Here is a 15,163-nt window from a genome sequence, read left to right on the forward strand (position 1 = left end):
GCCTCTTCGCGGGCAAGCCTCGCTCCTACAGGTTCTGAGTCGTTCACACAACTTATGTATGCACAGAACCCGTAGGAGCGAGGCTTGCCCGCGAAGGCGTACTTGAATGCACCGCAGGAATCACTGCTTCCAGCGATCCGCCGCCGCATGATCACTGTCGCGCCCTTCAATCCAGCGCGCCCCGTCACTTGTGTTTTCCTTCTTCCAGAACGGCGCACGGGTTTTCAGGTAGTCCATGACAAAGGCGCAGGCGTCGAACGCCGCCTGGCGGTGGGCGCTGGCGGCGCCGACGAACACGATCGGCTCGCCCGGTTCCAGGGCGCCAATGCGATGCAGCACTTCCAGCTTGAGCAACGGCCAGCGCTGCTGCGCCTCGACGGCGATCTTGCCGAGGGCTTTTTCGGTCATGCCCGGGTAATGTTCCAGAACCATCCCGGCGACATCCAGCCCGTCATTGAAATCGCGCACGTAGCCGACAAAACTCACCACCGCACCGACGCCGACATTGGCGGCATGCATGGCGTTGACTTCGGCCCCCGGATCGAACGCCGTGGACTGCACGCGAATCGCCATGGCTCAGCCTCCGGTTACAGTCGGGAAAAACGCCACTTCGTCGCCATCGCTCACCGGCTCGTCGAGCTGGCACAGGTCTTCGTTGCGGGCACACATCAGGTTCTGCTCGCTCAGTACCTCGGCACCATCACGCTTGGCCAGCAGTGCACGCACATCGTCAACGGTGGCGAAGTCGCCTTCAACCTTTACCGAGTCGACGCCCAGTGCTTCTCTGTATCTAGCGAAAAACTTCACGGTGAGGTTCATGGCTGGTCCGCCTGGAAATGGCCGCTCTTGCCGCCGAGTTTCTCCAGCAAACGCACGCTTTCGATGCTCATGCCACGGTCTACCGCCTTGCACATGTCATAGATCGTCAGCGCCGCGACGCTGGCGGCGGTCAGGGCTTCCATCTCGACGCCGGTCTGCCCGGACAACTTGCAGCGCGCGACGATGCGCACGGTATCGTCGCCTTCGGCACTGAGTTCGACCTTGACGCCGGTGAGCAGCAACGGATGACACAGGGGGATCAGATCGCTGGTTTTCTTTGCCGCCTGAATGCCGGCGATGCGCGCCACCGCAAACACATCACCCTTGGGATGACCGCCGCTGACGATCATTTGCAGGGTGTCGGGCAGCATGCGCACCAGCGCCTGGGCGGTCGCTTCGCGGAACGTCACGGCTTTTTCGGTGACGTCGACCATGTTGGCGCGACCTTGGGAATCGAGATGAGTCAGCACAGGGTTACTCCTGATCAGGAATCCCGATTGTAAACCTGCGGGTCAGATTTTCGCACCTTTGATTGCAATGTCCTTGTAGGAGCGAGGCTCGCCCGCGAAGGCGGTGTGTCAGGCAGCTTGATGTTGGATTGTACCGCCGTCTTCGCGGGCAAGCCTCGCTCCTACAAGGGATTTTTGTAAGGCATAAAAAACCGGGCGGTTTTGAGGCCGCCCGGTTTTGGTGAAGGGTTACAAATGCGATTCGGCGTATTCGGCCAGAATCGAACGCGGCACCCCTTGCAGGGTGATGTGCACACCGTTGGGGAAATCCTTGAAGCGTTCGGTCAGGTACGTCAGCCCGGAGCTGGTCGCGGACAGGTAAGGGGTATCGATCTGCGCCAGGTTGCCCAGGCACACCACTTTGGAACCGGCACCGGCACGTGTGATGATGGTTTTCATCTGGTGCGGCGTGAGGTTCTGGCATTCATCGATCAGGATCAGGCTCTGTTGGAAACTGCGACCCCGAATGTAGTTGAGGGATTTGAACTGCAGCGGCACTTTGCTGAGGATGTAGTCGACGCTGCCATGGGTGTTTTCGTCATCCATGTGCAAGGCTTCGAGGTTGTCGGTGATGGCGCCCAGCCACGGCTCCATTTTTTCCGCTTCGGTACCGGGCAGGAAGCCGATCTCCTGGTCCAGGCCCTGCACGCTACGTGTCGCGATGATCCGCCGATAGCGCTTGCTGACCATGGTCTGCTCGATCGCCGCCGCCAGGGCCAGGATGGTTTTACCCGAGCCGGCGGCGCCGGACAGGTTGACCAGGTGGATATCCGGATCGAGCAAGGCGTACAGCGCCAGGCTCTGATAGATGTCACGCGGTTTCAGGCCCCAGGCTTCCTGGTGCAACAGGGGTTCCTGATGCAGGTCGAGAATCAGCAGCCGGTCTTCCTCGATCTCCTTGATCCAGCCGACAAAGCCCTGTTCGTCGATGATGAACTCATTGATGTGCACCGCCGGCAGGTTGTCGATCAACTGCACCTGGTGCCAGGTGCGGCCATGATCCTGACGGGTTTCGACATTCTTCACGCGGTCCCAGAAGGAGCCGTCCATGTTGTGATAACCATTGGGCAGCAGCGAGACGTCGTCAACCAGTTGGTCGGTGCTGTAGTCCTCGGCCGCGATCCCGCAGGCCCGGGCCTTGAGGCGCATGTTGATGTCTTTGGTGACCAGCACCACGGGCAGCTCGGGCTCGCGCGCGTGCAGGTCGATCAACTGATTGATGATGATGTTGTCGTTCAGGTGCTCGGGCAGAATGATGTTCGGTTCGGCACGCTTGCTCATCAGGATCGACAGCAAACCCTTGGGCCCGCTTTTGCCCCGCTGGATCGGCACGCCAAGCTCGACGTCTTCAGGGCTGGCGTCGCCCAGGGTCTTGTCAATCAGGCGAATGGCCTGACGGCATTCCGCGGCCACGCTGTGATGCCCGCTCTTGAGCTTGTCCAGCTCTTCGAGCACGGTCATGGGGATGGCTACGTGGTGTTCTTCGAAGTTAAGCAGGGCGTTTGGATCGTGGATCAATACGTTGGTATCGAGTACATAAAGGATTGGCTGGTTGGAGGAAAAACTACGTCCGTGATCATCCATACTCGGTCACCTTAGTGGGAGCCATTCGACGCAATACCGTGACAGTGCTGCGCCTCGAAGTGGCCACCGAATTCACCTGCTGGGACTCAAGTGAACTGCATCCATAGCTGGGTCTTGGAAGACGCCACCTGTGTTGCAGGTTTCGGCGGTCTGTCTTCGTAATACTCCAAAACCTGTGACAGAAAAAAGTACTTTGACGTTTTTTTGAAGTTTATTTTTCAGAGTGACGAATAGCCCTTGGCGTGAAGGCAATGTGCCGTTAAAGTCGGAAGTCCGCCTGCACCGAATTCTCTCCCGAAATCGCCCTTCGCCCAATGTTTACGGCCTTTTGCCATTTTCAGCGAAACCCATCCCGACAGTTTTCCCAACCGATCCCGCTTTGCGCCGTCTGGGTGATGAGCCAGGGCATCGCCGTTTTCACCCCCTCCTGCTTCACGTTGAAATTGATCACCCCATGGCGCCACAGCAGCATCAGGGTCAGCACGCGTTGCGCGCTCTGGTCGGGCTTGAGTTTGCCGGCTCCATCCTGGGCATCGATATCCCACAGTGCCACTTGCAGGCCCTGGGCCTTGAAGAAGCTTTCGGCGTCCGCTCGACGTAGACCATCGGGCGGACGGAACAGCGGCACGTAATTCTCCGGTAGTTTGCCTTTGACCAGTTCGACACTGCGTCGTACCGAGTCCTGCCAGTCCTGCCAGTGGCCATGGGAGCGGAACTCCCAGCCTTGCACGCCGATGCATTGCGTTGAATACGTGGCTTGCAGGCTGGCAACTGAACGTTCGGCCAGGCGCGCCTGGATGTCCTTGCCGAGGACGAAAAAGGTGCCGCTCAAATTCGACTTGCGCAGGTACTCGGTCACCCAGGCGGTGTTGTCCGGTGCGGCATTGGCGGCGCTGTCGAAGGTCAGCAGGAACAGCCGGTCGTTCATCGGGTCGCCGTTGCGCTCATGGTCGCCAAAACGATCGACTTCGCTGCTGGTTTGCGCAAACAGCGCGGCCTTGCGCAATTGCTCGTCCAGGTACCGGGCATGGAACAGTCGACTCGGTTCTGCCCACTTGATGTAGTAGCTGTCGTCACTGACCTGAAACTTGGCTGCCTGCCGGCGCAAAGTGTCCATGTCCTCGACCAGGAAACAGAAGGAGGCATCCTGATCGCAGCTTTGCCGGGCGAAGTTGTAGTTGCTCAGCAACCGTTGCCACAGGCGCTGACGCAGGTTGTTGACCGACTCCAGGTTGATCGTACGCAGGCCCAGTCGTTGGGCCAGGCTCGGTTCATCCAGGGATTCGCTGGCCAGCAGGACTCGGGCGAACATCAGAATCTCGGCCCGCGACGCAACGTCGAACAGGGTCGGGCTGTTGAACTGTTCGGGCCATGTACTGCGATCAAGCGTCGCCACCTCGCCCGGTGCGGCCAGGACACCGAAACTCAAGAGCCACGCCGAGAACAGAAAAGCGATGCGCAATGGGATGTCTCCATAACAAAACCCGCGCGGCACTATAGCTGATCCGGCCGTGATTCCCGCAGCAGCACCGAACTCCTGTAGGAGCGAGGCTTGCCCGCGAAGGCGGCGGCACATCCAACGTCAATCTGCCTGATACACCGCCTTCGCGGGCAAGCCTCGCTCCTACAAGGATTTGCGGATATCCACCGATCATCACCTATGGACTTGATAGCTGGAGTCAACACAGACAACCCCCTAGAATCGCCCCCACGATTAAAGGAGACGACTTCATGCTGATGGTGATTTCCCCCGCCAAGACCCTCGACTACGAAACACCGCCGGCGACCCAGCGCTTCACCCAGCCGCAATACCTCGACCATTCCCAGGAGCTGATCCTGCAGTTGCGCGAACTGACCCCGGTGCAGATCAGCGAGTTGATGCACGTCTCCGACAAGATCGGCGGGCTCAACGCCGCGCGTTTTGGCAGCTGGACGCCGGCCTTTTCCCCCGCCAACGCCAAACAGGCACTGCTGGCGTTCAAGGGCGACGTGTACACCGGGCTGAACGCGCAAACCTTCAGCGAAGCCGACTTCGATTACGCCCAGCAGCACTTGCGCATGCTGTCGGGCCTTTATGGCCTGTTGCGTCCACTGGACCTGATGCAGCCGTACCGGCTGGAAATGGGCACCAGACTGACCAACGCCCGCGGCAAGGACCTGTATGCCTTCTGGGGCACGCGGATCAGTGAATGGCTGAACGAAGCCCTGGCCGATCAAGGCGACGACGTGCTGCTGAACCTGGCCTCCAACGAGTACTTCTCGGCGGTCAAGCGCAACGCATTGAACGCGCGCATCATCAATACCGAGTTCAAGGACCTGAAAAACGGCCAGTACAAGATCATCAGCTTCTACGCAAAAAAAGCCCGGGGCATGATGAGTCGGTTTGTCATTGAAGAGCGCATCAACGACCCGGCAGCCCTTAAACAGTTCGACGTGCAGGGCTATCGCTACAGCGCCGAGCAGTCCTCAGCGGACACTCTGGTCTTTCTGCGCGATCACGCTCCAGAGTAGGCACCCGGTCGGCGCACGACACTCGTCATGACCCGTCATGCGCCGACGTTTGATCGTCTGACAATCCCTCGCGAGTTTCGCCGTTTTATTGGCGCCAAAAATCAAGCGCCCAATTCTCTAACTTTAGTTTCACTCGACTTCGCTGATTTTTTTCCGTAGTGGCACCGAAAATTTTCATCGGTAGTGGCATATTCCTATCTATTGCGCTCATAACCCTATGTATCAAGGGTGAAACAGGCGATGCCATCAATATGAAAGCAGTGCCATCTTTGTCAATATTTCAAGAAATTTCAGGATTCGCGATGAGCGGACCGGAACTATGTCCAAATGCGTCGTTCATACCACCGGTAACGATTCTCACGGTGCATGTGCGAGATAACTTACGCAGAGCAGTGATTCACGTAGCGAAGTTGTCACGATTAACTTGCGCTACTAATCCCTGATTTGGGCAATACATGAAGGACAGGAGATAACGCATCAATACTATCCCCTGCCAGGCCAAGGCCGCGCCCCTATAAACGTGCTCACCTGAGCACCCAACCGCTTGATTTACGGGCTTATTGCCTGGCATTGAGCGCGCAAGACCTTTGCACCCGTGACTTCCACAGAGAAGCTCGGCTGCATGACAGGGCATATCATAATAACAAGGCCTAGTTGCGCACATCCTGAGTGCCCTTATTTAGACACTCGGAACTTATTATGCCTGCGCGCTGCATTATGGCGCCTGTAAGGCCGCACTTGCGAGTGCACTATGACCGCTTAACACCCTTAATTCCGGCCATGTAATGGCTTGGTGAAACAGACTTGATTAACTGAGAGGTAAATGCGATGCGCATCAGCATATTTGGTTTGGGTTACGTCGGTGCAGTCTGTGCCGGTTGCCTGTCTGCACGGGGCCATGACGTCGTTGGCGTCGATGTCGCCAAAGACAAGATCGATATGATCAATGCCGGCAAATCGCCGATCGTTGAACCGGGTCTGGGCGAACTTCTGCAGAAGGGTATCGAGACGGGCAAACTGCGCGGCACGACCAACTTCGCCGAAGCGATTCGCGACACCGACCTGTCGATGATCTGCGTCGGCACGCCGAGCAAGAAGAACGGCGACCTGGAACTGAACTACATCGAAGCCGTGTGCCGCGAGATCGGTTTTGTCCTGCGTGACAAGACCACCCGCCACACCATCGTGGTTCGCAGCACCGTGCTGCCGGGTACCGTGGCCAATGTCGTGATCCCGATCCTCGAAGACTGCTCCGGCAAGAAAGCCGGCGTTGATTTCGGCGTTGCGGTGAACCCTGAGTTCCTGCGTGAAAGCACCGCGATCGCCGACTACGACCTGCCACCGATGACCGTCATCGGCGAGTTCGACAAGGCATCGGGCGACGTTCTGCAATCGCTGTACGAAGAACTCGACGCACCGATCATCCGCAAGGACATCGCTGTCGCCGAGATGATCAAGTACACCTGCAACGTGTGGCACGCCACCAAGGTCACCTTCGCCAACGAAATCGGCAACATCGCCAAGGCTGTCGGCGTCGATGGTCGTGAAGTGATGGAAGTGGTCTGCCAGGACAAGACGCTGAACCTGTCCCAGTACTACATGCGCCCTGGTTTCGCGTTCGGCGGCTCCTGCCTGCCAAAAGACGTTCGCGCCCTGACCTACCGCGCCGGTTCCCTGGACGTGGAAGCACCGCTGCTCAACTCGCTGATGCGCAGTAACGAGTCCCAGGTGCAGAACGCCTTCGACATCGTCTCCAGCCACGGCAAACGTAAAGTCGCCCTGCTGGGTCTGAGCTTCAAGGCCGGTACTGATGACCTGCGTGAAAGCCCGCTGGTTGATCTGGCGGAAATGCTGATCGGCAAGGGCTACGACCTGAGCATCTACGACACCAACGTCGAATACGCCCGTGTTCACGGTGCGAACAAGGATTACATCGAGTCGAAGATCCCTCACGTCTCGTCCTTGCTCAACGCCGATTTCGACGACGTGATCGACAACTGCGACGTGATCATCCTCGGCAACCGTGACGAGAAATTCCGTGCACTGGCGCAACAGGCGCCACACGGCAAGCAAGTGATCGACCTGGTCGGCTTCATGTCCCAAGCCACCAGCGTCAGTGGCCGCACCGAAGGCATCTGCTGGTAACACACCGCCCCTGTAGGAGCCAGGCTTACCGGCGAACCAGGCAAGGCGGTGTGTCAGGCACACCGCCTTCGCTCCTGTAGGAGCCAGGCTTGCCGGCGAACCAGGCAACGCGGTGTGTCAGGCACACCGCCTTCGCTCCTGTAGGAGCCAGGCTTGCCGGCGAACCAGGCAACGCGGTGTGTCAGGCGCGCCGCCTTCGCGGGCAAGCCTCGCTCCTACGGTTTTTATGCCTGCCTTAACCCCATCGGGCCACCCCACAGGCTCGCCCGAGATAGAGACGGATGCAGATTATGCACAGGCTAAAGCACGGCCTACTTCAGGCCGCCGGTTGGCTGTTTTACCTAAGTTTATTGATGGGCATCGCCATGGCGTTGCCTGCGTCCACGTTCGACTCCGAGTCGAAGGACTTTATCTTCCTGATCGGTATCGTCGGCATATGGCGCTACTCGATGGGTGCCACGCACTTTCTGCGCGGCATGCTGTTTCTGTACGTGGTCTACCCGCACCTGCGGCGCAAAGTGCGCAAGCTGGGTAAAGCGGCAGACCCGTCCCATGTGTTCCTGATGGTCACCAGTTTTCGAATCGACGCGCTGACCACCGCCCAGGTCTACAGCTCGGTGATTCGCGAAGCGATCGACTGCGGCCTGCCCACCACCGTGGTCTGCTCGATCGTGGAAATGTCCGATGAACTGCTGGTGAAAAGCCTGTGGTCGCGGATGAACCCGCCGAACCGCGTCAAGCTCGACTTCGTGCGCATTCCCGGCACCGGCAAGCGCGATGGCCTGGCCTACGGTTTTCGCGCCATCTCCCGCCACTTGCCGGACGACCGCGCCGTGGTTGCAGTGATCGATGGCGACACCGTGCTGGCTGAAGGCGTCGTGCTCAAGACCGTGCCGTGGTTCCAGCTGTTCGGCAATGTCGGCGGCCTGACCACCAACGAGTTCTGCGAAGTGCGCGGCGGCTACATCATGAGCGAATGGCACAAACTGCGCTTCGCCCAGCGTCACATCAACATGTGCTCGATGGCCTTGTCCAAGCGCGTACTGACCATGACCGGCCGGATGTCGGTATTCCGCGCCTCCGTGGTCACCAACCCGGACTTCATCGCCGACGTCGAAAGCGATTCGCTGCAACACTGGCGCCTGGGTCGCTTCAAGTTCCTCACCGGTGATGACAAGTCGAGCTGGTTCAGCCTGATGCGCCTGGGCTACGACACGTTCTACGTGCCGGATGCCGCGATCCACACCGTGGAACACCCGCCGGAAAAAAGCTTCATCAAGGCCAGCCGCAAACTGATGTTCCGCTGGTACGGCAATAACCTGCGCCAGAACTCCCGCGCCCTGGGCCTGGGGATGCAACGCCTCGGCCTGTTCACTTCGGTGGTGCTGTTCGACCAACGTGTGTCGATGTGGACGTCGCTGCTCGGCCTGACCGTCGCGCTCATCGCCACCTTCAAGTACGGCGCCGCGTTCATCCTGGTTTACCTGCTGTGGATCGGCATTACCCGCCTGATCCTGACCGTGCTCCTGTCTTTGTCCGGTCACACGATCGGCCCGGCCTACCCGGCGATTCTCTATTACAACCAGATCGTCGGCGCGCTGGTGAAGATCTACGTGTTCTTCCGCCTCGACCGACAGTCCTGGAGTCGCCAGCCCACTTCCCTGACCCGTGATCTCGCCAGCTTTCAAGGTTGGTTCAACACTTGGTCGTCTCGGACCATGACCTTCTCCGCCGGCAGCATTTTTGTTGCCGTGCTGCTGATGATGGTCTGACCGAACTCGCCTGAATTAACTAGGAAATCGTCTATATGAATACCGCCGTCAACGCCAACGTAGTGCATGAATCAGAAGCCCAGCGCCAACACGCCCGAGTGAAAATCCCGGCCAAGCTGCGTTTCTTCGGTCCCGACCGGACTCCGGTTGAAGCCCGGGTCATCGACCTCTCCGCTGGCGGCCTGGCCTTCAACGCCGGTCAGTTGCCACTCAAGGTTGGCGAGGTTTACAAGGCTCGCCTGCAATTCGTCATCGATAACCTCGGCCTGGCCATGGACGTGGAGCTGCAAGTGCGCTCCTTCGATCGCCAGACCGGTCGCGCCGGTTGCCAGTTCCAGAACCTGGAGCAGCAGGACATTTCCACCCTGCGCCACCTGATCACCTCGCACCTGGCCGGCGACATCGTCAGCGTCGGTGAGATGCTGGCGACCCTGCAGCGCGACAACTTCACCAAGGCGCGCAAGGTCAAGGATGGCGGCCACGGCATGACCCCGTTCGGCCGTCTGCGCGCAGTGACCTTCAGCCTGGCGATTTTCCTCGTCGGCCTGACGGCCTTCGGTTTCATCTTCAAGTCGGTGTACGGCATGTACTTCGTCAGCCACGCCCAGGCTGGCCTGGTCAGCGTACCGGCGATGAACATCACCATGCCGCGCGACGGCACCGTGCAGAGCCTGATCAAAGCCGACGGTGTTGCTGCCAAAGGCGCCCCGCTGGCGACCTTCAGCACCAGCATGCTCGACATACTCAAGGGTCATCTGGACGAAGACCAGCTGCAACCGGCCAAGGTTGAAGAGCTGTTCGGCAAGCAAATGACCGGCACCCTGACCTCGCCATGCGATTGCACCGTGGCGCAGCAACTGGTTGCCGACGGTCAGTACGCCAGCAAAGGCGACGTGATCTTCCAACTGGTGCCGCGCAACAGCGAAGCCAACGTCGAAGCGCGCTTCTCCTATCGCCAGTTCGGCGACGTGTTGCCAGGCAGCACGGTCAGCTTCCAGATCGCCGGCGAAGACAAAGTCCGCAGCGGCAAGATCGTCAGCAGCACCAGCCTGAACAGCGCCGACCTGTCGTCCGATATCCGCGTCCAGATCAAGCCTGACGAGCCGCTGAACAGCGCTTTCGCCGGTCGCCCGGTGGAAGTGAACAGCACCCGTGGTCCGAACCTGAACTGGCTGATCGACAAAGCCATGGCCGCCGGTCTTTAAGTCGAGGACATGCCTGTGATGACTCCAAACCTCAGAACACCGCAACCCCTGTGGGAGCGGGCTTGCTCGCGAATGCGGTTTAACATTCAGAATCAATGCTGGCTGACACACCGCTTTCGCGAGCAAGCCCGCTCCCACACTGGTTATGCGTTGTGCGCAATAGCATTGGCAGTCAGCCTCAGCGGTTGCGCCGGCCTGCCCGACCAGCGTCTGGCCAATGAAGCCCTCAAGCGCGGCGATACCGCGCTGGCGGCGCAGAATTACCAGCAACTGGCCGAACTGGGCTACAGCGAAGCACAGGTCGGCCTGGCCGATATCCAGGTCGACAGCCATGACCCGGCGCAGATGAAACAGGCCGAGGCGACTTACCGCGCCGCGGCCAGCGTCTCGCCGCGGGCTCAGGCGCGCCTGGGTCGTCTGTTGGTGGCCAAACCCGGTTCCACCGAAGCCGAACAGCAGGAAGCCGAAGGCCTGTTGAAGAAAGCCTCCGCCGCCGGAGAAGGCAACACCCTGATCCCGTTGGCGATGCTGTACCTGCAATACCCCCACAGTTTCCCCAACGTCAACGCACAGCAGCAGATCAGCCAGTGGCGCGCCGAAGGCAAGCCGGAAGCGGGTCTGGCCCAGGTGCTGCTGTATCGCACCCAAGGCACTTACGACCAGCATCTGGACGAAGTGGAAAGCATCTGCAAGGCCGCGTTGAACACCACCGACATCTGCTATGTCGAGTTGGCCACGGTCTATCAGAAGAAAGCGGCGCCTGAGAAACAAGCCGAGCTGATCAAGCAGATGCAAGCCGCCCAGGCTCGCGGTGCGGTCTCCGCTCAGCGCGTGGACAGCGTGGCCCGCGTACTGGGTGATGCAACCCTGGGCACGACCGACGAGAAAACCGCGCAGTCGCTGCTCGAAGGCATTGCACCCGGCTACCCCGCTTCCTGGGTCAGCCTGGCGCAATTGCTCTACGACTTCCCGGAACTGGGCGACGTCGACACCCTGATGAAGTACCTGGACAACGGCCGCGCCGCCGACCAGCCCCGCGCCGAACTGTTGCTGGGCAAGCTCTACTACGAAGGCAAAATCGTCCCGGCCGACGCCAAGGTCGCCGAAGAACACTTCAAGAAAGCCGTCGGCCGGGAAGTGGCCGCCGATTACTACCTCGGCCAGATCTACCGCCGTGGCTACCTGGGCCAGGTCTACTCGCAGAAGGCCCTGGACCACCTGCTGACCGCTGCGCGCAACGGCCAGAACAGCGCCGACTTCGCCATCGCCCAATTGTTCTCCCAAGGCAAGGGCACCAAGCCCGACCCACTTAACGCTTATGTCTTCAGCCAATTGGCCAAGGCCCAGAACACTCCGCAAGCCACCGAGCTTGCGCAAACACTCGAAGCCCAGCTGCCGCCTGCCCGGCTTGCCGAGGCCCAACGCCTGTTGAAACAAGAACAGGCCGTTCGTGGTGCCTTGAGCCAGAACAACCTGGAACTGCATGCGCTGGAAGAAGAAGACGGCGAGGAATCCCTATGAAGTTGAATCCATTCGTTAAGGCCGGCATCGGCCTGTCATTCGCCCTGTTGTGGTCGTGCCCGACCCTGGCCGCCTTGACCGAAAGCAAGAACTACGGCCTTGACGTGAAAGTCACTGCCCAGTCCGAAGACGATACCGACCTGGGTACGGCGAGCGGCGGCGACGTCAACGGCGTCGGCCTCGACCTGCGTCCATGGATTTATGGCGAGAGCGGCGCGTGGAGCGGCTACGCCATGGGTCAGGCCGTGACGTCGACCGACATCATCGAGACCGACACCCTGCAACAGTCCGACACCGACGGCACCCAGGCCACCGACAACGGCGATCGCAAGAGCAAGAAAAACTACCTGGCCATGCGTGAGTTCTGGGTCGGCTACAGCGGTCTGACGCCCTACCCCGGCGAGATCCTCAAGCTCGGTCGGCAACGCCTGCGCAATGACGACGGCCAATGGCGCGACACCAACATCGAAGCCCTGAACTGGACCTTCGACACCACCCTGTTGCGCGCCAACGCCGGTGTGGCCGAACGCTTCAGCGAATACCGCACCGACCTCACCGAACTCGCGCCCAAGGACAAGGATCGCCTGCACGCTTATGCCGATGCGGCGTATCAGTGGAACCCGGGCAACTGGGTCGGCATTCGCGGGCATCACACCCACGATAACGGCAAGCTCGACTATGCGGAACCGGGTGTGGCCGCCGATTCTCTGGACAAGAAAGAGAACGGCGACATCAGCTGGATCGGCCTCACCGCCGACAGCGATGCCTATAACTGGCGCAACACCAACACCGTCAACTACTGGGGCAGCATCACCGGCATGAGCGGCGACCGCGACACGGTCAACCCGCTGAACGCCGACGGCACCGCGCCGGCACAAGCCAAGACCAGTGGCAACGTCGATGGCTGGGCCACTGACCTGGGCGTGCGTCTGCGCCTCGATCCGCAATGGCAAGTCGGTGCAGCCTATGCCCGCGCCAGCGCCGATTACGAACAGAACGGCCTGGAAAGCAACCGCTCGAACTACACCGGTACCCGCTCGCGAGTGCACCGTTTCGGCGAAGCCTTCCGTGGCGAAATGAACAACATGCAGACCGCCACCCTGTTCGGTTCGTGGATGCTCAACGACGAATACGACGCCAGCGTGATCTACCACAAGTTCTGGCGCGTCGACGGCAACAAGCCGGTCGGCAGCAACGGCATCAACGCCGTGCAGAACGACACCGATGACGTGACCGGCGCCGTGCTCTCCAGCACCTCGCTGCCGCTGGAAGATGGCAACAAGGACCTCGGCCAGGAAATGGACGTGGTCGTCACCAAGTACTTCAAGCAAGGCCTGCTGCCGGCCTCCCTAAGCCAGTCTATCGATGAGCCGTCGGCCCTGGTGCGTTTGCGTGGCGGTGTATTCAAGCCAGGCGATGCCTACGGCAAAGGCGTCGACTCGTACATGCATCGCGCATTCATCGACGTGATCTGGCGCTTCTGATGCGAACCGCGAAGGGAGTTCCTCACATGAACAGTCCGAAGAGAGGCTCGATCACCTTGCTGGCCGGCGCGATGCTGCTGGCAAGCTCGGCGGCCTTCGCCAGCGTGGAACCGGCAACCCCTCAACCAGGGAAGCCGGCCACCATGGCCAAGGAACTGCAACAGGCCAAGACCTATACCGTCAGCAGCGCACCGACCGCGCCGCTGGAGCTGGAGAAGCCGAAACTGCCGGACACTTCCGGCTACACCGCCGAGGCCATCGCCGCGAAAATCGTGCGCACCAAGCCCGGCAAAATCAGCGTACGGCGGATGATGCAGGAAAACGCGCTGAAGGACTTCATCGGCGGCGACAACAAGATGGCCGAATGGGTGGTGCGTCAGCACGGCATCCCGCAGGCGATCTTCATCGACGACGGCTACATGAACCTCAAGGACCTGGTCAAAAAGGTGCCCAAGCAGTACTTCAGCGAAACCTCGCCGGGCGTGTTCCTGGCGAAGTTGCCGATCGTGGTCGGGAACAAGGGCATCCTGGAAATCGACAAGCAGACCCAGGAATTGCGCCTGTCCCAGGAGGCCGGTTCGTTCCTGGTCAACGACGGCCAGCTGTTTGTGCGCGATACCAAGATCACCGGCTGGCGCGAGAAGGAAAACGGCCCGGCGACCTTCAAGTCGCCGAAGGAATTCCGTCCGTTCCTGCTGGCGTGGGGCGGCACCCAGACCTACATCGCCAATAGCAAGATGGCCAGTTTCGGCTACGCCAACAGTAAGTCCTACGGCGTGAGTATCTCGCAGTACACGCCGAACATGGCCAAGGTGCTCAAGCGCGCTGAACCGACCGGCTGGATCATCGGTTCCGAGTTCTCGGACATGTGGTACGGCTTCTACTGCTACGAGACCGAAGGCTTCGTGGTCAAGGGCAATACCTACAAAGACAACATCGTCTATGGCATTGACCCGCATGACCGCTCCCACGGCCTGATCATTGCCGACAACACGGTGTTCGGGACCAAGAAGAAGCACGGGATCATCATTTCCCGTGAGGTCAACGACAGCTTCATCTTCAACAACCGCAGCTACGACAACAAGCTCTCGGGCCTGGTGATCGACCGTAACAGCGTGAACAACCTGGTCGCCTACAACGAGATCTACCAGAACCACACCGACGGCATCACCCTCTACGAGAGTGGCAACAACCTGCTGTGGGGCAACAAGGTGATCAGCAACCGGCGCCACGGCATCCGGATTCGTAACAGCGTGAACATCCGCCTCTACGAAAACCTGGCCATGGCCAACGGCCTGACCGGTGTCTACGGCCACATCAAGGACCTGACCGACACCGACCGGGACATCGACCTCGATCCGTTCGACGCCCAGGTGTCCCTGATCATCGTCGGTGGCGAACTGGCCGGCAACGGCAGCGGACCGCTGTCCATCGACTCGCCGTTGAGCGTCGAGTTGTATCGCGTGTCCATGCTCGCGCCGACCAAATCCAGCGGCATCAGCTTCAACGGGATTCTTGGCGAGCGCCAGGATGAAATTCTCGACCTGCTGGTGCGCCAGCAGAAAGCCGTGCTGATCGACCCTGTCGAACGCCAGACCGAAATGCAGGACTGA

12 protein-coding genes are annotated in these 15,163 nt (G+C 60.0%); 7 read left to right on the top strand and 5 right to left on the bottom strand.

Annotation, left to right across the window (positions count from 1 at the left end):
* Positions 1–120: 120 nt before the first annotated feature.
* The 5 genes from moaE to F8N80_RS26930 all read right to left on the bottom strand — a co-directional run bounded on the left by moaE (position 121) and on the right by F8N80_RS26930 (position 4,374).
* Positions 121–573, bottom strand: coding sequence for a molybdopterin synthase catalytic subunit MoaE (moaE, locus tag F8N80_RS26910; protein WP_150747490.1), 453 nt, complete (start codon positions 571–573; stop codon positions 121–123).
* 3 nt (positions 574–576) lie between these two features.
* Positions 577–819, bottom strand: coding sequence for a molybdopterin converting factor subunit 1 (gene moaD, locus F8N80_RS26915; protein WP_150747491.1), 243 nt, complete (start codon positions 817–819; stop codon positions 577–579).
* Positions 816–1,289 (bottom strand): cyclic pyranopterin monophosphate synthase MoaC, encoded by a 474-nt coding sequence (gene moaC / locus F8N80_RS26920; RefSeq protein ID WP_150747492.1) that lies wholly within the window; start codon positions 1,287–1,289, stop codon positions 816–818. The genes moaD and moaC overlap by 4 nt, the downstream gene beginning before the upstream one ends.
* A gap of 228 nt (positions 1,290–1,517) precedes the next feature.
* Positions 1,518–2,912 (bottom strand): PhoH family protein, encoded by a 1,395-nt coding sequence (locus tag F8N80_RS26925; protein ID WP_150747493.1) that lies wholly within the window; start codon positions 2,910–2,912, stop codon positions 1,518–1,520.
* 337 nt (positions 2,913–3,249) lie between these two features.
* Positions 3,250–4,374 (bottom strand): polysaccharide deacetylase family protein, encoded by a 1,125-nt coding sequence (locus F8N80_RS26930; protein ID WP_150747494.1) that lies wholly within the window; start codon positions 4,372–4,374, stop codon positions 3,250–3,252.
* A 269-nt stretch (positions 4,375–4,643) separates the two neighbouring features.
* Between F8N80_RS26930 and yaaA the strand changes: the two genes are divergently transcribed.
* From yaaA to algG, 7 genes are all read left to right on the top strand, one after another.
* Positions 4,644–5,423 (top strand): peroxide stress protein YaaA, encoded by a 780-nt coding sequence (yaaA, locus tag F8N80_RS26935; protein WP_150747495.1) that lies wholly within the window; start codon positions 4,644–4,646, stop codon positions 5,421–5,423.
* An 828-nt stretch (positions 5,424–6,251) separates the two neighbouring features.
* Positions 6,252–7,568 (top strand): nucleotide sugar dehydrogenase, encoded by a 1,317-nt coding sequence (locus F8N80_RS26940; protein ID WP_150747496.1) that lies wholly within the window; start codon positions 6,252–6,254, stop codon positions 7,566–7,568.
* A gap of 290 nt (positions 7,569–7,858) precedes the next feature.
* Positions 7,859–9,340 (top strand): mannuronan synthase, encoded by a 1,482-nt coding sequence (gene alg8, locus F8N80_RS26945; protein WP_412071189.1) that lies wholly within the window; start codon positions 7,859–7,861, stop codon positions 9,338–9,340.
* Positions 9,341–9,375: 35 nt separating this feature from the next.
* The gene (locus F8N80_RS26950) at positions 9,376–10,545 is read left to right on the top strand and encodes an alginate biosynthesis protein Alg44 (protein ID WP_150785073.1); all 1,170 of its coding nucleotides are present in this window, start codon (positions 9,376–9,378) and stop codon (positions 10,543–10,545) included.
* A gap of 15 nt (positions 10,546–10,560) precedes the next feature.
* Positions 10,561–12,066, top strand: coding sequence for an alginate biosynthesis TPR repeat lipoprotein AlgK (gene algK / locus F8N80_RS26960; protein WP_191632992.1), 1,506 nt, complete (start codon positions 10,561–10,563; stop codon positions 12,064–12,066).
* Complete coding sequence (locus F8N80_RS26965) at positions 12,063–13,550, top strand: alginate export family protein (RefSeq protein ID WP_150785074.1); 1,488 nt, start codon at positions 12,063–12,065, stop codon at positions 13,548–13,550. Before algK ends, F8N80_RS26965 begins: the two co-directional genes overlap by 4 nt.
* Before the next feature lie 26 nt (positions 13,551–13,576).
* Positions 13,577–15,163: a mannuronan 5-epimerase AlgG gene (algG, locus tag F8N80_RS26970; protein WP_150747500.1), complete on the top strand. Its 1,587-nt coding sequence runs from the start codon at positions 13,577–13,579 to the stop codon at positions 15,161–15,163.

Origin of the sequence: Pseudomonas fluorescens (assembly GCF_902497995.1) — a bacterium.
GTDB lineage: Bacteria > Pseudomonadota > Gammaproteobacteria > Pseudomonadales > Pseudomonadaceae > Aquipseudomonas > Aquipseudomonas fluorescens_BK.

Coding starts and splice junctions, on each gene's coding strand:
- F8N80_RS26965 (WP_150785074.1), top strand. CDS start 12,063: ATGAAGTTGAATCCATTCGTTAAGGCCGGCATCGGCCTGTCATTCGCC.
- yaaA (WP_150747495.1), top strand. CDS start 4,644: ATGCTGATGGTGATTTCCCCCGCCAAGACCCTCGACTACGAAACACCG.
- F8N80_RS26950 (WP_150785073.1), top strand. CDS start 9,376: ATGAATACCGCCGTCAACGCCAACGTAGTGCATGAATCAGAAGCCCAG.
- moaE (WP_150747490.1), bottom strand. CDS start 573: ATGGCGATTCGCGTGCAGTCCACGGCGTTCGATCCGGGGGCCGAAGTC.
- F8N80_RS26940 (WP_150747496.1), top strand. CDS start 6,252: ATGCGCATCAGCATATTTGGTTTGGGTTACGTCGGTGCAGTCTGTGCC.
- alg8 (WP_412071189.1), top strand. CDS start 7,859: ATGCACAGGCTAAAGCACGGCCTACTTCAGGCCGCCGGTTGGCTGTTT.
- F8N80_RS26925 (WP_150747493.1), bottom strand. CDS start 2,912: ATGGATGATCACGGACGTAGTTTTTCCTCCAACCAGCCAATCCTTTAT.
- moaD (WP_150747491.1), bottom strand. CDS start 819: ATGAACCTCACCGTGAAGTTTTTCGCTAGATACAGAGAAGCACTGGGC.
- algG (WP_150747500.1), top strand. CDS start 13,577: ATGAACAGTCCGAAGAGAGGCTCGATCACCTTGCTGGCCGGCGCGATG.